The organism is uncultured Campylobacter sp. (assembly GCF_947255105.1).
Classification (GTDB): Bacteria; Campylobacterota; Campylobacteria; order Campylobacterales; family Campylobacteraceae; genus Campylobacter_B.
This window is the reverse complement of sequence record NZ_CAMYFP010000002.1, coordinates 75,835-92,933: the sequence shown is the minus strand read 5'-3', so window position 1 is coordinate 92,933 and position 17,099 is coordinate 75,835. Positions and strand designations below refer to the sequence as shown.

The window sequence follows — 17,099 nt, the reverse complement described above, 5'->3', positions numbered from 1 at the left end:
CAAATTTAGCTAATATTAAGCTATTTTTATAAGAAAAGGAAGTTTAAAGTGGATTTTTACAACCCAAAAGATATTGAAGAAAAATATTATCAAATTTGTGAAAACAGAGGCTATTTTGAAGTTGATGGCAATAAAAATATCCAAAATGGAAAAAAATTCTGTATTATGATGCCACCACCAAATGTCACAGGAGTGCTTCATATCGGACATTCTTTAACTTTTACCTTGCAAGATATTATGACTCGTTACAAAAGAATGGACGGCTTTAAAACACTCTATCAACCAGGTATGGATCACGCAGGAATAGCAACTCAAAATGTTGTTGAAAAAAAACTTTTAGCAAAAGGTATCACAAAAGAGAGTCTTGGGCGTGAAAAATTCGTTGATGAAATTTGGAAATGGAAAGAAGAAAGTGGCGGCACTATCCTAAAACAGATGAGAAAACTAGGCATTACCCCTGCTTGGTCAAGACTTCGTTTTACAATGGACGATGGGCTTAAAAGTGCTGTTAGAAAGGCATTTGTAAGTCTTTATAACTCAGGTCTTATAATCCGCGGAAATTATATGGTAAATTGGTGCACGCACGACGGAGCACTAAGTGACGTAGAAGTTGAACACAAAGAGCATGTTGGAAAGCTCTATTATTTAAGATATTTTTTAAAAGATAGTGATGAGTTTGTAGTAGTTGCCACAACTCGCCCTGAAACTTACTTTGGTGACACAGCTGTTATGGTAAATCCAAACGATGAAAGATATACTAGCCTAATTGGCAAAAAAGTAGTTTTACCACTAATTGGTCGCGAAATTCAAATAATTGCCGATGAGCATGTTGATATGAGTTTTGGAACTGGCGTGGTAAAGGTAACTCCAGCGCACGATCAAAACGACTATGAAGTTGGCAACCGCCACAACCTTGAGTTTATTACAATTTTTGATGAAAAAGGTATACTAAACGATGAATGTGGTGAGTTTAAAGGACTTGAAAGACTAGACGCAAGAGAAAAAGTTGTAGCAAAACTTCAAGAAATCGGCAATATTGAAAAAACAGAAGACTATACCAATCAAGTTGGATATTGTTATCGCTGCAAAAATATCGTTGAACCATATATCTCAAAGCAGTGGTTTGTAAAAAAAGAGATTGCAACTGATGCCATAAAAGCTGTAAATGATGGCGAAGCTCAGTTTTTCCCAGCTCATTGGATAAATAGTTTTAACGCATGGATGAGAGAATTAAAGGATTGGTGTATCTCAAGACAGCTTTGGTGGGGGCATCAAATTCCTGTATTTTACTGCAATGAGTGTGGTCATGAATGGGCGGATGAAGATGAAAATCCATCATGTTGTCCAAAATGTAAAAGCAAAAATTTCTATCAAGATCATGATGTCCTTGATACTTGGTTTAGTAGCGGACTTTGGCCATTTTCAACACTTGGTTGGGGCAATGATGAAAACTATAAAAACGAAAAATGGTTTGAAAATGACCTAAGAGAGTTTTACCCAAATACAATGTTAATAACTGGCTTTGATATTTTGTTTTTTTGGGTTGCAAGGATGATGTTTCAAAGCGAAAATGCACTAAAAAAACTACCATTTAAGGATATCTATCTTCACGCTCTTGTTAAAACTGCAACAGGCGAAAAAATGAGCAAAAGTAGCGGTAATGTCATTGATCCACTCGTTAAAATTGATGAGTATAGTGCCGATATTTTGCGCTTTACTTTAGCACTTTTATGCATTCAAGGGCGCGATATTAGGCTAAGTGAGGAAAAGTTAGTTCAAGTTAGAAATTTTACAAACAAGCTCTACAACGCTCATAAATTCCTGCTTTTAAATGAAAATAAATTTCCAAATTTAAGCGAGTTAGAGCTTAAAACAGAGCTTGGAACTTATATGTTTTCTCGTTTTCAAAACTGCGTGAGTGAAACTAGAAAAAACCTTGATGAATACCGATTTAACGATGCTGCAAATGAAATTTATAAATTCCTATGGGATGAGTTTTGCGACTGGGGAATTGAGCTAAGCAAGGCCCAAAAAAGTGCAGTTAAAGAACTTGGTGCAATTTTTAAAGAGGCTATGAAACTTTTAAATCCTTTTATGCCTTTTTTGAGTGAGTATTTGTGGCATGAGTTAAGCGGAACAAATTTACAAAACTCAGACTCAATTATGATAATGCCATATCCAAAATCTACTAAGCAAAATGATGACATCGAAGCAAAATTTAGCCTTATTATAGAAAGTATTATAGCAATCCGTCGTGCAAAAGCTACGATTGATTTAGGAAATTCAAAAATTCCACTTGCTTATATCAAACTAAATGAAAGTATAAATTTAGAAAATGAACTCAAATTTATAAAACTTCTTGCAAAATGCGAAGATGTTAAATTTGTAAATGAAAAAGTAACTGACGCAGTAGCTGATGTAAGTCAAAATTTAAGCGTTTTTGTACCTTTAAGCGGAGTTGATTTAAGTGAAATTTTGAAACGCCTTAACGCACAAAAAACAAAGCTTGAAAAAGAGATTTTAAAGCTTGATGGAATGCTTAAAAATGAAAAATTTATCGCTAATGCCCCAGCTGAGGTTGTGCAAACCAACCGCGAAGGACTAGAAAATGCAAAAGATCAACTCAGTAAAGTTGAAAATGAGATAAGAAGTTTGGAAGTTTGAAAATGAAAAACAAAATTTCATTTTATGATTTTTTAAAAACTCTACAAAAAACAAATGCGACACTTGATTATTTTGTAAATTTTAAAAAATGCTCTACAAACATAAAAAAGATCTCTATTCATTTAAACCAATTAAATTATTTGCTAAATAAGCAGGATTTAAAGTCAGAAATTCAGTTTTTATTTAACATAAATAAAGAGTGTTTTTCTGTGTTAAATTTGTTGATTGCTGTGCGAGATAAAAATACAAAACTACTTGATGAATGTGGAAGTTTAGTAGATTTAAAAGCCTATTTTGAAAACCCAAAACAAATTTATGATTTTTTCAAACAAACAGGGCTTGAAGAAATTTTCAAAAACTCAGAAATTAAAAATTTAAATGATTATGTTTTTGGTATAGAGGTAGGCTTAGATACAAATGCTAGGAAAAATAGAGGCGGAACAAATTTTGAAAATTTAATTGCCAAAAAACTAGATAAAGAAAAAATTAATTATGAAAAACAGGTACAAAGCACTAATTTTGTAGATTTGGATTTGGGAAAGGATCTAAAAAGATTTGATTTTGTTATAAAATCTAAAAATTTTGCATATTTAATTGAGACAAATTTCTATAACTCAGGCGGTTCAAAACTAAACGAAGTTGCAAGAGGCTACAACGAACTAAATGCAAAAATTTCTTTAAATAATAAATATAAATTTATTTGGATAACAGACGGACAAGGTTGGTTAAGCGCCAAAAACAAACTTGAAGAAGCCTATAAAAGTGTTGAAATTTACAACTTATTCAACTTAAAAGACTTTATTGACAAGGTAAAAAATGGCTAAATTTATAAGCAATGATAAAAAATTTACACTTTATAATGGTGATACTTTTGAAATTTTGCCGAAATTTAAAAGTAAATTTGACCTTATTTTTGCAGATCCGCCGTATTTTTTATCAAACGATGGGCTTAGCATACAAAGCGGAAAAATCGTAAGCGTAAATAAAGGCGTTTGGGATAAAAGTTTCGGTATTGATGAGATTGATGAGTTTAATTTGAAATGGCTTGATTTAGCAAAAAATGCGTTAAATGATAACGGCTCGATTATGATTAGCGGGACTTATCATAATATTTTTTCGATTGGTAGGGTATTACAAAAGCTTGATTATAAAATTTTAAATATCATCACTTGGCAAAAGACAAATCCACCACCAAATTTCAGTTGTCGTTATCTCACTCACTCAACAGAGCAGATTATCTGGGCTAGAAAAAGTGAAAAACACAAACACATTTTTAACTATGAGCTTATGAAAAAGATAAACGACAATAAACAGATGAAAGATGTTTGGGCTTTTCCTGCCATTGCACCTTGGGAAAAAAGTTGTGGTAAACACCCAACTCAAAAACCTTTAAGGCTTTTAGTTAGGCTTATTTTAATGGCAAGTTATGAAAACTCAACTATCTGTGATCCATTTAGTGGAAGCTCTACAACTGGAATTGCTGCAAATTTACTAGGTCGAAATTTTATAGGAATTGAAAAAGAAAAAGAATTTATTGATATTAGTTTAGCTAGAAAAAAAGAGCTTGATGAAAACAGAGATAAAATTTTTAATAAAATTGATGACTTTAAAATTTTTAAAGAACTAAAATGAAGCCATACTACACGATAATTTTGCTAATTTTATCAAATATATTTATGACAATTGCGTGGTATGGGCATTTAAAACTTAGTAAATTACCAACTTTTAGCTCACTTAGTCTTATTTGGATAATTTTACTTAGTTGGGGAGTTGCATTTTTTGAGTATTGTTTTCAAATTCCTGCAAACAGATATGGCTTTGTGGAAAATGGCGGTGCGTTTAATATATGGCAACTAAAAGTCTTGCAAGAAGTTATTACGCTAGTTGTATTTACGGCATTTACGCTGCTAGTTTTTAGAAATGAAACTTTAAGAATCAATCACATAATAGGTTTTATTTTTCTTATATTGGCAGTCTATTTTATATTTAAAAAATAAAAATGCTAAAATAACCAAATTTAAAAAGGAGTATAAGATGAAAAAGATTATAGTTTTGCTATCTGTTGTCTGCGCTGTTTTGCTTGGCAATGAATTTGAAACTGCCCGCAAGGCTTATGAAGCAGGAGACTATCAAAAAGCTTTTAAATACTATAAATTAGCTTGTGACAATAAAAAATATAGAAGTTGCACCAATCTTGGATTTTTATATGATAGTGGTCAAGGTGTGAGACAGAGCTACACAGAAGCCTCTAAATACTATAAATTAGCTTGTGACAATGGAGAGTATTTAGGTTGCAACAATCTTGGATTTTTATATTATAGTGGTCAAGGTGTGAGACAGAGCTACACAGAAGCCTCTAAACACTATAAATTAGCTTGCGAAAATGGAATGTATTTAGGTTGCAACAATCTTGGAATTTTATATCGCGATGGTCAAGGTATAGAGCAAAACTACAAAGAAGCTTCTAAATACCATAAGTTAGCTTGTGATAATGGAGAGTATTCAGGTTGTAATAATCTTGGATTTTTATATATGAGTGGTCAAGGTGTGAGACAGAGCTACACAGAAGCTTTTAAATACTGTAAATTGGCTTGTGATAATGGAAATTATTTAGGTTGTTACAATCTTGGACTTTTATATCGCAATGGTCAAGGAGTGGAGCAAAATTACAAAGAAGCTTTTAAATACTTTAAATTAGCTTGTGATAATGGAGTGAATTTAGGTTGTGCCAATCTTGGATTTTTATATGAGAGCGGTCGAGGTGTGAGACAGAGCCATAGCATGGCAAAGGAGTATTATGGCAAGGCTTGCGACTTAGGTTCTCAACAAGGTTGTAATGAATTTGCAACACTTGGCAAATATGGCTACTAGCTATATTTTATAGATTATTAATAGGTTTTATTTTTCTTGTATTGGCGGTCTATTTTATATTTAAAAAATAAAAATGCTGAAATAACCAAAATTTAAAAAGGAGTATAAGATGAAAAAGATTATAGTTTTACTATCTGTTGTCTGTGCTGTTTTAGTCGCAGATGAATTTGAAACTGCCCTCAAAGCTTATAAGGCAGGAGATTATCAAAAAGCTTTTAAATACTTTAAAATTGCTTGTGATAATTAATGGAGAGTATTTAGGTTGTCATAATCTTGGATTTTTATATGAGAGTGGACAAGGTGTGAGACAAAGCTACACAGAAGCTTCTAAATACTTTAAAATTGCTTGTGATAATGGAGAGTATTTAGGTTGCACCAATCTTGGATTTTTATATGAGAGTGGACAAGGTGTGAGACAAAGCTATACAGAAGCTTTTAAATACTATAAATTAGCTTGCGATAATGGAGTGAATTTAGGTTGCGCCAATCTTGGGGCTTTATATTATAGTGGTCAAGGTGTAAGACAGAACTATAGCATGGCAAAGGAGTATTTTGGCAAGGCTTGCGACTTAGGTTTTCAACAAGGTTGTGATGCATTTGCAAAGCTCAATAAAGAGGGCTACTAAGCTGGAAAAGTTTAAAAATTAGTGGTGTTTAGCATAAATTTGTATAATGTCTTTCATGAAAACTTATGAAAAAAAGGCACTATTTTTGGATAGAGATGGCGTTATAAATGAAGATTTTGGATATGTTTTTAAAATAGAAGATTTCAAATTTATCGATGGAATTTTCGAGCTTTTAAAAGAGTTTAAAAAAAGAGATTTTTTAATCATCATTATCACTAACCAATCCGGCATCCAAAGAGGCTACTACACTACAAAAGATTTTGAAATTTTAACAGACTATATGAAAGATGAGTTTAAAAAGCGAGATATAGATATCGATAAAGTTTATTTTTGTCCTCATCTAAGTGGTTGTGAGTGCAGGAAACCAAACCCTGGAATGATTTTAGCAGCAAGAGATGAGCTTGGCATAGACCTTTCAAAATCCTACTTAATAGGCGATAAACTAAGCGATATCGAAGCTGGGAAAAATGCCGGAGTTAAAAATTTGTTTTTACTGAACAGAGATGAAAATAGCACAAATGGTGACTTTCATTGCATAAATGAGCTTAAAGAAATGGTTAATTATATAAGGAAAAAAGATGAAAAATAAAAAAATAGTTATAACTGGCGGGGCTGGTTTTATAGGTTCAAATTTGGCAACTTATTTTGAAAATTTAGGCGCTGATGTTTTAGTTGTGGATATTTTTAGAACGGGTGAGAGATTTGATAATGGCAACTTAAAGAGTTTTGGTCACTATAAAAACTTGCTTAAATTTGGCGGCAGGGTTTTAGAGGGCGATATAAATGATGAAAAAACTCTTAAAGGTATCGCGAAATTTAAACCTGATGCAATTTTTCATGAAGCTGCCATCTCTGACACTACGGTAAATGATCAAAGCATAATGATAAAAACAAATTTAAATGCCTTTGCAAAGCTTCTTGATATTTGCAAAGAAATTGATGCAAAGATGATTTATGCAAGTTCAGCGGCAACTTATGGTAACGCCAAAAGTCCGCAAAAGATTTGGCATAGTGAAGAACCTAGAAATGTTTATGGCTTTTCAAAACTCATGATGGATAAACTAGCTTTAAAATATCACGAAAAAATTCATTGTATTGGGCTTAGATATTTTAATGTTTATGGTGAAAATGAGTTTTTCAAAGATAAAACCGCCTCTATGGTTTTGCAGTTTGGACTTCAAATTTTAAATGGGCAAAATCCAAGGCTTTTTGAAGATAGCGATAAGATAAAAAGAGATTTTGTCTATATAAAAGATATTGTTGCAATCAATCATCTGGCATTTTTATCTGATAAAAGTGGAGTTTATAACGCAGCTACTGGAGTTGCAAGGAGCTTTCAAGAAATTGTTGATATCTTACAAAGCGAACTTAATACAAATTTAAAATGTGAATATATCAAAAATCCATTTATCAAACAGTATCAATTCCACACACAAGCTGATATTTCTCTAAGCAAGCAAAATCTCTCTTATGAGCCTAAATTTAGTCTTGAAGATGGAATTAAAAGCTATATTCCTGAGATTAAAAAAATATATGAAAGTATAAAAAATGAAGCCTAAGATTTTAGTTGTTGGCGATTTGATGATAGATCACTATCTGTGGGGCGAGTGTGATAGAATTTCCCCTGAAGCGCCTGTTGCGGTTATTGATATTAGGAGCGAAAACAAGCGTCTAGGCGGAGCTGGAAATGTAATGGCAAATTTAAAAGCTCTTGATTGTGATGTTGGCGTGATGAGTGTCGTTGGTGATGATGAGTCCGGCAAAGAGATAGTTTCAATGCTTGAGAATATGGGTGTAAAGATTGAGAAAATAGCAAAAGAAAAAGAGAGAAAAAGTGCTCATAAAACTCGCATTATGGCAGTTCATCAGCAAGTTATAAGGTTTGATAAGGAGAGTAAAGATGATATTTTAGAAACTTCCAAAAATGAGCTTTTAAGCTCTTTGAAAAATATCATCAAAAACTATGACACTGTTTTGCTCAGTGACTATGCAAAAGGCGTTTTAAGAGACGATTTTTGTAAGCAAATCATAAAAATAGCAAATGAAAACTCTAAATTTATCTTGATAGATCCAAAAGGAAGTGACTACTCCAAATACAAAAATGCAACACTTCTAACACCAAATTTAAAAGAGGCAATGCAAGCTTTAAAGATGAAAATTGATGATGAACCTTCACTAAAATTAGCCTTAAAAAGACTTAAAGATGAATTAAATTTAAAATATTCCATCATAACTCTTTCTGAGCGGGGCATTGCGCTATACAACAACGATGAAGTAAAAATCATACCGGCAATTGCAAAAGAGGTTTTTGATGTAACTGGCGCTGGAGATACGGTGCTTGCGACTTTGGGGTATGCTTTGTCAAATAAAATGGACATAGTTTCTGCTCTTAGTCTTGCAAACAAAGCCGCTGCCGTTGTAGTTGGAAAAGTAGGAAGTGCGACTGCTAGTTTAGATGAGATAGAAAAATACTCCAAATCATCATCAAGCACAAACTTGGAAGAAAAAATAAAAAGCTTAGATGAAATTTGCCAAATTCTAAAAAATAGTGATAAAAAGATAGTTTTTACAAATGGTTGCTTTGATATTTTGCACGCTGGTCACATCAAGTATCTAAACAAGGCAAAAAAACTTGGAGATATTTTGATAGTTGGACTAAATTCTGATAGTTCTGTTAAAAGACTAAAGGGAAAAACTCGCCCTATAAACTCACAAAACTCAAGAGCCCTGCTTTTGAGTGCTTTAGAATTTGTTGATTTTGTGGTTATTTTTGATGAAGATACGCCTTTAAATTTGATTGAAAAAATTCGCCCTGATATTTTGGTAAAAGGGGCTGATTATGCGGGCAAAGAAGTTGTTGGAAGCAACATTGCAAAAGAGGTTGTTTTGGTTGATTTTGAAGATGGTTTTAGCACTACAAATATCATAAATAAAATAAAAGGATAAAAATGAAAGAGATGATTTTAAGGGAGATTGACTCACATTTAAAAACAGCAAATGAGTTTAAAAATAGTTTGATTGATGAGCTAAACAGAGCTTGCGAAATGGTTGTTGAAGCTATAAAAAACGACTCCAAAGTTTTTTTATGTGGCAATGGTGGAAGTGCAGCAGATGCCCAACATATAGCAGCTGAGCTAACAGGGCGATATAAAAGTGAGAGAAATCCCCTTCCTGGTATTGCTTTGACAACTGATACATCGGCTTTAACAGCCATTGGCAATGACTATGGGTTTGACTATATCTTTGCAAGACAGCTTGCAGGGCTTGGGCGAAAAGGTGATATTTTAATTGCGATTTCTACAAGTGGCAATAGCAAAAATGTCATAAATGCTTTGGAATATGCAAAAAAAAATGGTATAAAAACTATTGGATTTAGTGGAAAAGGCGGTGGAGAGATGAATGGATGTTGTGATTTAAACTTAGTCGTTCCATCAAATGATACTGCAAGAATTCAAGAGATGCATATTTTTATGGGACATACTATTTGTCAAGCAATTGATGATGCACTAAAAACTATCTAGCTTTTTATTGCTAACTAACATCAACGAAGTTAGCAATATCCAGATAGTCACGCTAAATTGCGCTCCCCAAAAGGTATCAGAGAAACTTCCAATGGTATAAATCACCATAAAAAGCAGATAAATATCTCTTAGCTCTCTATCTTTAGTGCAAATTGCCGTTTTAAAAGCCAAAAAGTAAAGCGTGATACAAACAAATAGCCCTATAAGCCCCATTCCAACGCTACATTGTAAAAATTGGTTGTGAAAGTTATTTGTGCTTATAAACTCTTTTACATAAGGGTGAAAGCTATGAAATTTATCTTTTGTTAGCACATTTGCAGCCTCTTTTTGAAAATCGCCGATGCCTACACCAAAAATTGGATGTTCTTTTACTATCTCATAAGCCACTGGCCAAAAAGCAAGTCTTATCCCCCAGGAGGTATTTAACTCGCCACTTTGTATGGTGGTAATCTCTTCTATGGTTTGATGAACCCTCTTGTTAAAATTATGGCTGATATTGTATGCACTCAAGTAGATGACTGTTGCTGATAAAAAAATACCTATAAAGGCTTTGAGACTAAATTTATAGTGCAAAAAAAACATAACCACAAGAGCTGCCACATAGGCAACTTGCCCAGTTCTTCCAGTTTGTAAAAAAAGGTTGCCTGTTGTGCTTAGGAAAAAGAGCGTGAAAAAAAGTTTTTGAGGCAAAGAGTAATTTTTTGATAAAACTCTATTGAAAAGTAATATCGAAGTAAAGGCTAGATAGACGCTATATTCGATATGTATCATAAATGGGCTAGGATTTGCTTTTGTGATATTTTTCCACTGCCACAGTTCAAAAAATACTCCATAAGCTATAACTTCGCTTACTATCATTCCGCATAAAAATGCGCTCAATATCGTCCTTATCCACTCTTTTTTAAGTGATGTTGCTAGGACAAATATAGAGGACCAATATAAATAAAGCCTTATATATCTAAAGGCAAGCTTGCCATCATCAGAGAAAAAAAGTCCGCTTATGATGACAAGTATTAAAAAGACTATAAAAACAACTAGAAATTTAGACTCTTTGATTTCACTCCATTTTCTTTTAAAATCCCCCTCTATTATCCAAATAAGTGGAAAAAGTATAAGAAAAAAGCTTATAGCTGCCCTTGATAGTGGCATCATAAAGGCAAAAAGTAAAGTTAGATAGTAATAAATCATCTGAAACTTTTCATCTCTTCGTAAAGCCTTATAACTTGCTATCTGACTATAAATTGCATTCATTTTGCTTCCTGTCTATCTTTATCTTTTTATCAACGACTTTTGAGCCTATCTATAAATATCACTATGATTGGTTCTAAATCTCTTATGTTGCCAAAGCCAAGGATCTGGGTCTTTAAAAATCTGAGCCGATATTATATCATTTTGCAACTTTGTCATTGTGCAAATTTTATCTTCATCCTCTATTTTGGCTGGATCTATTGGCTCATAAACTGTTATTTCGTATTTTCTAAACTCATTTTTGGTTGTTAGGACTGGGATAATTAGTGCATTTGTCTTATTTGCAAGTCTAGCCACTCCATTGGTTGCAACCTCTTCTATCCCCAAAAACTGGACTTTACAGCCATCATCGCTATATTGATCTATCACAACAGCAACTTGATCGCCATCTTTTAAGCACTTCAATATCTCCTTTGCTGCACTATGTTTGTAGATTGGCGTGATATTGTTTTTTCGCCTACTCTCTTCATAAACCTTTTGAATGTAGGGATTTTGCATCTTTTTATTGACAACAGCAACATTTATATCATAATAGAGTGCCATAGCAGGCAAAGTTAACTCCCAACCGCCATAATGAGCTGTTATAAAGATGATTTTTCGCCCGTTTTTGAGAGCATTTGGGACTATTTCTGGATTGATTATGGTCATTTTTTGACAAATTTCATCTTTTGAAAGGCGCTGATTTTCCAAAAGCTCATACATGTTATATCCAAGCGTTTTATATGAGTTTAAAATGATACTCTCTTTCTCTTCTTGACTCTTTTTATCTCCATAGACTAAGTTTAAATTTGCCAATGAGATTTTGTAATATCTTTTATAAAATTTAAAGACCAAAAAGGCAAGTAAATCGATAATCTTTTTTGACAGAGCCGCTGGAACCATCCTAAAGATAGCATAAAAGAGCAGATAAAGCAGATAAAGCACCCTATTTTTGATAGTTTTAGACATATTTTTTCCTTTTTATCAAGCTAAGCACATCGCTAGCAGTTATCTCTCTCATGCAGTTGTGATGTCGAAGCGGACAAACTCTTTTCATACAGGGACTACAAGAAAGATTTTTGGAGATGATATGAGAGGCGCTATTTTGCCACGGACTTGTCTCTTTAAAGTCAGTTGGACCAAAAATGGCTATAGTTGGCACTTTAAAAGCAGCGGCGATATGCATAGGACCACTATCATTGGTAATAAACAGACTAAGACCGCCAATAAAACCAATAAGCTCATCTACAGCTGTTTTGCCGGCTAAATTTCTGTAGTTTGTAACACCATTTTCTATCAAAACCTTTTCAATATCACCTGCCATATCAACCTCATTTGGACCACCAAAGATGATGATATCATACTCTTTTGAAAGAGCTAAAGCAACTTTTGCAAACTCATCTGGATACCATCTTTTGGCACTTCCATAGGTTGCGCCTGGATTTATCCCAAGAGTTTTGTTTGGAAAAAAATATGGCTTATAAAAAAGCTTCAAGCCCTTTGGAGTGCTATTTAAATTTAAAGAGTTGTTTATAAAATCGCTATATCTTAGCACCAAATGCCTCTCTTCGTGGGCAACTCTACTATATGAAAATTTCTTTTTGGCTCTTATAAATTTCATCATAGATTTAGATGAAAAACTTCTTCTAAAGGAGATAGCTAAGTCAAACTCACCTAAATTTCTAGCAAATTTCATAAGATACAAAAATCTAAATTTATGTTTTTTACTATCGTTTGTCACAAATTTGAGCGCATTTGGATAGCCCTTAAAAACGTAGTTTGAAACAGCTGAACCAAGAAAGGTTATAGAGGAGTTTGGAAAGTGTTCTATGACGTTATTTACTGCTGGAGTTGCCATAACAGCGTCGCCTAACCAGTTTGGAATCTCAATTAGTATCTTCATCTATCATCTTTTTATATTCGTAAAATTGTGGCATTTTTACTATTTTGCCATCTCTATTATCGACTAGTCCATATCCTGGTGCGATTAGTTGGTGCCAATAAACTCTTTGTATTTTGCCACTTTCTTTAGCAATTTTGTGATAAAGTCGCATAAATTTGAGATAGTCATCTATACTAACGCACTCTTTTTGGCTAGTTGGTGCATATCTGCCCGTGCCACTTATTGGGTAGTTTGTCTCTGTTATGTAAATTTCATCGCTACTTTTAAAAGAGAGTTTTGCTAGAGCAAAGAGTAAATTTATCTTATTTTTAAAGTCAAAAATCCCATATTGAGGGTTGTTTGGACTGCCTCTTCTATCTACATAAAGAAGTGCTGCAATCTTTTCAAACTTGATATTTTTGAAGTTAAACATAGTTGCTACGTTGTAGTAGTATTCAAAGTCTATGACGCAAGGTCCAAGCAAAGTGATATTTTGAAATTTATTCATTTTAAGCTTGTAAGCAACCCCGTAAAAATCCATATACTCCTTTGGTGCTGCAAACTCCCATTTTAGGCGATTTATGGCATTGCCTATCTGAAACTGGGTGCAAATATCGCTAAATTTATCAAAAATAAGCTCTAAGTTTTTCTCTAAAAGTTGTAAATTTTCGATGTTTTTTCTATCTTGGATGATACAAATAAGTAAATTTTTGTCACCAAAACTCTTTGCAAATTGGTAGTAACTCTCCAAATTGTCAATATCATTTAAAAAAACTCTTATTGATAAATTTTTTACTCCAAGCTCATCTACTAAACTTGGCTGTATATCGCCTTTGTCTAAATTGACGCAAAGTCCATAAAACTCATCTTTTGATGGCTTTTTGTTGCTTTTAAAAAACTTCATAATCAAAGTAGCAAAAGGTAGTATCAGAAGCGATTTTAAAAACATTAATATAAAATCATAAAGATATCGCCTTCTCATCGCTTTTTTAAAATCTCTATCTTTTATAACTTCAGGCTGATCTGAAAAACTATCCCATTTAAAGCTCATCTACAAACTCTCTTAGTCTCTTTTCTATCGTTTTTAGCTGCTCTTTTGAGCCATTTAGCATAAAATTTATCTGCTTATTGTTGATGGTTTTCCATCTTTTTTCACTTGCAAACAAGGAGCTGCCAAAAAAAGAAAATGTAGGAGTATCAACACAACCAGCTAGGTGCATTGTGCCAGTAGAAGTGCTTACAAAAAGCGAGAAACTTGAAAGCAAGGCACAAAAGTCATATAGAGATAAATTTGATTTGAAAATCACAGCTTTAAAATCTAAATTTTCTCTAAAAAAATCAAGTGCTTTTTCATCATCTGGACCAAATGTAAAGACAATAGTAATATTTTTATCTTTTATGCTTTTAGCTAGAGCTAGATACTCATCAAGGCTTAAATTTGCATCGCTACTTCCGCCAAAACCCGGATGAAAGGCAACAATCTTTTTATCATCAAGACCAAATTTAGCTTTAAATTTAGAAAAAATTTCCTCTTTTTTAAGTTGTGGTATCTCTAGAACAGGTTTTTTAAAATTTAGATTTATGTCAGGAAAAATACTCCTTAAAAGATCAATGTTATACTCAAATTCGCTCTTTTGAACTCTGCTTCGTCTTTGCAAAACTCTTTTGTTAAAAAAGATTTGTGCTATTTTTGTAGCTGGAGCAACTCTTTTTTTAATTCCACTTAAAAAAAGCGCAACTCCTAAATTTGTATCTATAAAAGCACTGATCGATAGATCAAATTTATATTTTTTTAAAACTTTAGAAAGTTTAATGGGATTTTTATCATAAACAATAGCTTCATCGATAAAATCAATTTCTTTTGCAAAATTATAATTAACTTTAGAGACCAAAACAGCTATAAAAGAGTTTGGAAAATTATTTTTGACTATTTTTATCATCGGCAATGTCAAAACAAAATCCCCAATTTTATCGTGTCTAGTTATGAGAATCTTCACTGTTTAGCTCATAAAGTTTTATATATTTGTAAAAGTTGGTAACCGCGTGAGAGACAGCAATTACTAAGCCAACATAGCCATCTAAAAAGCCTCTTTTAAAAAAATATGTTTTAATAAAAGAGTAGGCTGCATTTAAAAATGCCTTGAGTGGACTTGAGTTTTTGATATGCTGGTTACTCTTGGCAAAAAGAGTTGAGTAAAGATCTGCTTTTTGGATAAATTGCGAGATAGAGTGATAACTATAATGCTCCACATTTCCCTCTAAAACTTCAGTATGATGGGCTGATGAGATGATATCTTCATGAACGCCGCTATTGTTATATGAGGTTGTTGTTTTGTTGTAGAGCCGTTTTATAAGTTGGTTGCTCCAACCGCAATGTTTAACTTCGATATCTTTATAAAAAGCTTTGAAATTTAGCTTATAAATGCAATTTTTATCTAGCTGTTTTGTAAGTAGGCAATTTTTAAGCTCATCATCTACAACCTCATCACTATCTATCATCAAAATCCAATCATTTTTAGCAAAAGTTGCCGCTATGTTTTTCGTCCAGCCAAAGCCTCTAAATTCGCCTTGAACCAAATTTACATTTGCAAAACTCTTTGCTATTTGCATAGTTTTGTCGCTTGAGCCGTTGTCATAAACAACAACATCGTCTAAAAACTTCAAACTCTCCAATGTTTTTGCTATAGTTTTTTCACTATTTTTTGCCAAAATAACTGCACTTATCATCTCTTAAACACCCTTTTTATAAGACCTTTGAGCCAATATTTAAAAAGTCTAGTGCCTCTAAAAATCTCATCAAAAGATTTTAGACCATCGCCCTTTACTCTATAAATAACCCCATTTATGCCATCAAAGTCCTTTTGCAAAGCATTGCCTATCCTAAAGATGTATTTATAGTGCTTTTTAGCCTCTTTTAAAACATCTTTGTTGTATTTTCCAAAAGGAAAGAAAAAGCTATCAACATCTATCTTTAGTTTCTTTTCTAAAATCTCCTTTGAAAGTAGCAGCTCTTCATCTAAATTTATATTTTCATCGCTTAAAACCACGTGAGAATGGGAGTGTGAGGCAATCTTTACTAAGCCACTTTTTATCATCTCATCCATCTCTTTAAAGGTGCAAAATGGCGCTTTTTGATAGTTTTTAAAGATATCATTGTGTTTAAAACTCATTCGCTCTTTTGGCGCTATCTTTGTATCATCTAATATAAATTTGGTAGGCACTGCAAGAGTGGCTTTGAGACCATATTTCTTAAGTAGTGGAAAAATCAAAAAATAAAAGTCAGCATAACCATCATCAAATGTAAGACAGATGGAGTTTTTTGTCACCTCTTCGCCTGGAAAGATGGCTTTGTAATTTTTAGAGATATACTCCAAATGCCTGTTTAAAATTTCAATATCATTTGAGCAAAGGTCGCTGTTTGCGTGATGATACATAACAGAGATTAAAGACATAGCAGCCTCTTTAGTTTTTTCTTAAAGTTTTTTCTAAATTTCAAATTTCTTGAGTATTTAAGAGCTTTTTTCAGACAAATAGCTTCATCTTCCCCACATAACTTTGCATAAAAACTTGCAATCTTACTCATATCCTCATCGCTTGCCCAAAGCATAGCAAAGCTTTTAAGCCGCTCATCTAAATTTAGCGTTTTAAATTTCATTCTGTTTATATCGACTATCTTAAACTCATAACTATCGCCATTTTGCCTTACTAAGATGTTGCCAGCACTATAGTCAAGATGAAGAATGCCTCTTTGGTGAAGCTCAAAACTAAACTTCGCAAACTGCCTCAACACTTCATCTTTGTTTGGAAAATCTCTATTTATAAGCGCCTCTCGTATGACAAAATCATAACTAAACTCATAACTTAAATAGTAACTATTGTTTATAAAAAAATTATCATAAAAAAGTATATAGCCTACGGGCTTTGGAGTAATATCGCCGATTTGGAGTGCGTTTTGGTATGATTTGCTAGCTTTTGGAGATTTGTAAAGTAGATATAAAATTTGATTGATGAAATTTGGCTTTTTAAAGGACTTAACAACCAAATTTGTGCCACTAAAACTCATCGTTTTTACTTCGTTTCTTGCTTTGTGAATGGTTTTGCCATCAGTTGCAAACTGCTTTTTGATATCTAGCAAAAAATCTTTAAATTTTATACAGTTTGTATTAAGTTTGTACTTATATATACTCAAAAATATAATCCCTTATAGTTTATAAATTCGTATTTTATCTAAAAAGTGCTTAACTGACAAATTAAATTATTTTAAATTTATTAGAAATTTAATTAACTCAAATAAATATTTCACATCGC

19 protein-coding genes are annotated in these 17,099 nt (G+C 32.8%); 11 read left to right on the top strand and 8 right to left on the bottom strand.

Annotation, left to right across the window (positions count from 1 at the left end; all coding sequences use genetic code 11):
- Positions 1-48 precede the first annotated feature (48 nt).
- From Q0X52_RS02090 to gmhA, 11 genes are all read left to right on the top strand, one after another.
- Positions 49-2,664, top strand: a complete 2,616-nt coding sequence (locus tag Q0X52_RS02090; protein ID WP_297574204.1) for a valine--tRNA ligase — start codon at positions 49-51, stop codon at positions 2,662-2,664.
- Positions 2,665-2,666: 2 nt separating this feature from the next.
- Positions 2,667-3,488, top strand: a complete 822-nt coding sequence (locus tag Q0X52_RS02085) for a type II restriction endonuclease (RefSeq protein WP_297574202.1) — start codon at positions 2,667-2,669, stop codon at positions 3,486-3,488.
- The gene (locus Q0X52_RS02080) at positions 3,481-4,296 is read left to right on the top strand and encodes a DNA methyltransferase (RefSeq protein ID WP_297574200.1); all 816 of its coding nucleotides are present in this window, start codon (positions 3,481-3,483) and stop codon (positions 4,294-4,296) included. The genes Q0X52_RS02085 and Q0X52_RS02080 overlap by 8 nt, the downstream gene beginning before the upstream one ends.
- Positions 4,293-4,661 carry a DMT family protein gene (locus tag Q0X52_RS02075; RefSeq protein ID WP_297574197.1) on the top strand — a complete coding sequence of 123 codons (369 nt, stop codon included), beginning with the start codon at positions 4,293-4,295 and terminating at the stop codon, positions 4,659-4,661. Before Q0X52_RS02080 ends, Q0X52_RS02075 begins: the two co-directional genes overlap by 4 nt.
- Positions 4,662-4,698: 37 nt before the next feature.
- Positions 4,699-5,535 (top strand): tetratricopeptide repeat protein, encoded by an 837-nt coding sequence (locus tag Q0X52_RS02070; RefSeq protein WP_297574194.1) that lies wholly within the window; start codon positions 4,699-4,701, stop codon positions 5,533-5,535.
- A 109-nt stretch (positions 5,536-5,644) separates the two neighbouring features.
- A complete protein-coding gene (locus tag Q0X52_RS02065; RefSeq protein WP_297574192.1) occupies positions 5,645-5,782 on the top strand; it encodes a hypothetical protein in 138 nt (45 codons plus the stop codon).
- 55 nt (positions 5,783-5,837) lie between these two features.
- Positions 5,838-6,161, top strand: a complete 324-nt coding sequence (locus tag Q0X52_RS02060; protein ID WP_297574190.1) for a tetratricopeptide repeat protein — start codon at positions 5,838-5,840, stop codon at positions 6,159-6,161.
- A gap of 55 nt (positions 6,162-6,216) precedes the next feature.
- Entirely contained in the window at positions 6,217-6,750 is a 534-nt protein-coding gene (locus Q0X52_RS02055; protein WP_297574187.1) for an HAD family hydrolase, read from the top strand.
- The gene (gene rfaD / locus Q0X52_RS02050; RefSeq protein ID WP_297574184.1) at positions 6,740-7,720 is read left to right on the top strand and encodes an ADP-glyceromanno-heptose 6-epimerase; all 981 of its coding nucleotides are present in this window, start codon (positions 6,740-6,742) and stop codon (positions 7,718-7,720) included. Before Q0X52_RS02055 ends, rfaD begins: the two co-directional genes overlap by 11 nt.
- The gene (rfaE1, locus tag Q0X52_RS02045; RefSeq protein ID WP_297574180.1) at positions 7,710-9,107 is read left to right on the top strand and encodes a D-glycero-beta-D-manno-heptose-7-phosphate kinase; all 1,398 of its coding nucleotides are present in this window, start codon (positions 7,710-7,712) and stop codon (positions 9,105-9,107) included. The genes rfaD and rfaE1 overlap by 11 nt, the downstream gene beginning before the upstream one ends.
- A 2-nt stretch (positions 9,108-9,109) precedes the next feature.
- Positions 9,110-9,682 carry a D-sedoheptulose 7-phosphate isomerase gene (gene gmhA, locus Q0X52_RS02040; protein ID WP_297574178.1) on the top strand — a complete coding sequence of 191 codons (573 nt, stop codon included), beginning with the start codon at positions 9,110-9,112 and terminating at the stop codon, positions 9,680-9,682.
- On the opposite strand, the gene Q0X52_RS02035 is transcribed toward gmhA, so the two are convergent.
- Genes Q0X52_RS02035 through Q0X52_RS02000 form a run of 8 tightly spaced genes read right to left on the bottom strand, consistent with a single transcriptional unit; the run spans position 9,668 to position 16,980 of the window.
- On the bottom strand, positions 9,668-10,933 hold the full coding sequence (locus tag Q0X52_RS02035; protein WP_297574175.1) for an O-antigen ligase family protein: 1,266 nt from the start codon (positions 10,931-10,933) through the stop codon (positions 9,668-9,670). The two genes, gmhA and Q0X52_RS02035, sit on opposite strands and share 15 nt — an antisense overlap.
- Before the next feature lie 45 nt (positions 10,934-10,978).
- Positions 10,979-11,878, bottom strand: coding sequence for a lipid A biosynthesis acyltransferase (locus Q0X52_RS02030; protein ID WP_297574173.1), 900 nt, complete (start codon positions 11,876-11,878; stop codon positions 10,979-10,981).
- Positions 11,871-12,812 (bottom strand): lipopolysaccharide heptosyltransferase II, encoded by a 942-nt coding sequence (gene waaF, locus Q0X52_RS02025; RefSeq protein WP_297574170.1) that lies wholly within the window; start codon positions 12,810-12,812, stop codon positions 11,871-11,873. Before waaF ends, Q0X52_RS02030 begins: the two co-directional genes overlap by 8 nt.
- Entirely contained in the window at positions 12,796-13,842 is a 1,047-nt protein-coding gene (locus tag Q0X52_RS02020; RefSeq protein WP_297574168.1) for a hypothetical protein, read from the bottom strand. Before Q0X52_RS02020 ends, waaF begins: the two co-directional genes overlap by 17 nt.
- The gene (locus tag Q0X52_RS02015; RefSeq protein ID WP_297574166.1) at positions 13,832-14,788 is read right to left on the bottom strand and encodes a glycosyltransferase family 9 protein; all 957 of its coding nucleotides are present in this window, start codon (positions 14,786-14,788) and stop codon (positions 13,832-13,834) included. The genes Q0X52_RS02020 and Q0X52_RS02015 overlap by 11 nt, the downstream gene beginning before the upstream one ends.
- Positions 14,769-15,518 (bottom strand): glycosyltransferase family 2 protein, encoded by a 750-nt coding sequence (locus Q0X52_RS02010; RefSeq protein WP_297574164.1) that lies wholly within the window; start codon positions 15,516-15,518, stop codon positions 14,769-14,771. The genes Q0X52_RS02015 and Q0X52_RS02010 overlap by 20 nt, the downstream gene beginning before the upstream one ends.
- On the bottom strand, positions 15,515-16,243 hold the full coding sequence (locus tag Q0X52_RS02005) for a polysaccharide deacetylase family protein (protein WP_297574162.1): 729 nt from the start codon (positions 16,241-16,243) through the stop codon (positions 15,515-15,517). The genes Q0X52_RS02010 and Q0X52_RS02005 overlap by 4 nt, the downstream gene beginning before the upstream one ends.
- Entirely contained in the window at positions 16,234-16,980 is a 747-nt protein-coding gene (locus Q0X52_RS02000) for a lipopolysaccharide kinase InaA family protein (protein ID WP_297574160.1), read from the bottom strand. Before Q0X52_RS02000 ends, Q0X52_RS02005 begins: the two co-directional genes overlap by 10 nt.
- Between the last annotated feature and the right edge of the window lie 119 nt (positions 16,981-17,099).

What these genes read in the sequence shown, in the direction of transcription:
- Q0X52_RS02085 (WP_297574202.1), top strand. Translation starts at nt 2,667, where the DNA reads ATGAAAAACAAAATTTCATTTTATGATTTTTTAAAAACTCTACAAAAA.
- Q0X52_RS02035 (WP_297574175.1), bottom strand. Translation starts at nt 10,933, where the DNA reads ATGAATGCAATTTATAGTCAGATAGCAAGTTATAAGGCTTTACGAAGA.
- Q0X52_RS02055 (WP_297574187.1), top strand. Translation starts at nt 6,217, where the DNA reads ATGAAAACTTATGAAAAAAAGGCACTATTTTTGGATAGAGATGGCGTT.
- gmhA (WP_297574178.1), top strand. Translation starts at nt 9,110, where the DNA reads ATGAAAGAGATGATTTTAAGGGAGATTGACTCACATTTAAAAACAGCA.
- Q0X52_RS02005 (WP_297574162.1), bottom strand. Translation starts at nt 16,243, where the DNA reads ATGTCTTTAATCTCTGTTATGTATCATCACGCAAACAGCGACCTTTGC.
- Q0X52_RS02075 (WP_297574197.1), top strand. Translation starts at nt 4,293, where the DNA reads ATGAAGCCATACTACACGATAATTTTGCTAATTTTATCAAATATATTT.
- Q0X52_RS02070 (WP_297574194.1), top strand. Translation starts at nt 4,699, where the DNA reads ATGAAAAAGATTATAGTTTTGCTATCTGTTGTCTGCGCTGTTTTGCTT.
- Q0X52_RS02030 (WP_297574173.1), bottom strand. Translation starts at nt 11,878, where the DNA reads ATGTCTAAAACTATCAAAAATAGGGTGCTTTATCTGCTTTATCTGCTC.
- Q0X52_RS02020 (WP_297574168.1), bottom strand. Translation starts at nt 13,842, where the DNA reads ATGAGCTTTAAATGGGATAGTTTTTCAGATCAGCCTGAAGTTATAAAA.
- Q0X52_RS02065 (WP_297574192.1), top strand. Translation starts at nt 5,645, where the DNA reads ATGAAAAAGATTATAGTTTTACTATCTGTTGTCTGTGCTGTTTTAGTC.
- Q0X52_RS02080 (WP_297574200.1), top strand. Translation starts at nt 3,481, where the DNA reads ATGGCTAAATTTATAAGCAATGATAAAAAATTTACACTTTATAATGGT.
- waaF (WP_297574170.1), bottom strand. Translation starts at nt 12,812, where the DNA reads ATGAAGATACTAATTGAGATTCCAAACTGGTTAGGCGACGCTGTTATG.
- rfaD (WP_297574184.1), top strand. Translation starts at nt 6,740, where the DNA reads ATGAAAAATAAAAAAATAGTTATAACTGGCGGGGCTGGTTTTATAGGT.
- rfaE1 (WP_297574180.1), top strand. Translation starts at nt 7,710, where the DNA reads ATGAAGCCTAAGATTTTAGTTGTTGGCGATTTGATGATAGATCACTAT.
- Q0X52_RS02010 (WP_297574164.1), bottom strand. Translation starts at nt 15,518, where the DNA reads ATGATAAGTGCAGTTATTTTGGCAAAAAATAGTGAAAAAACTATAGCA.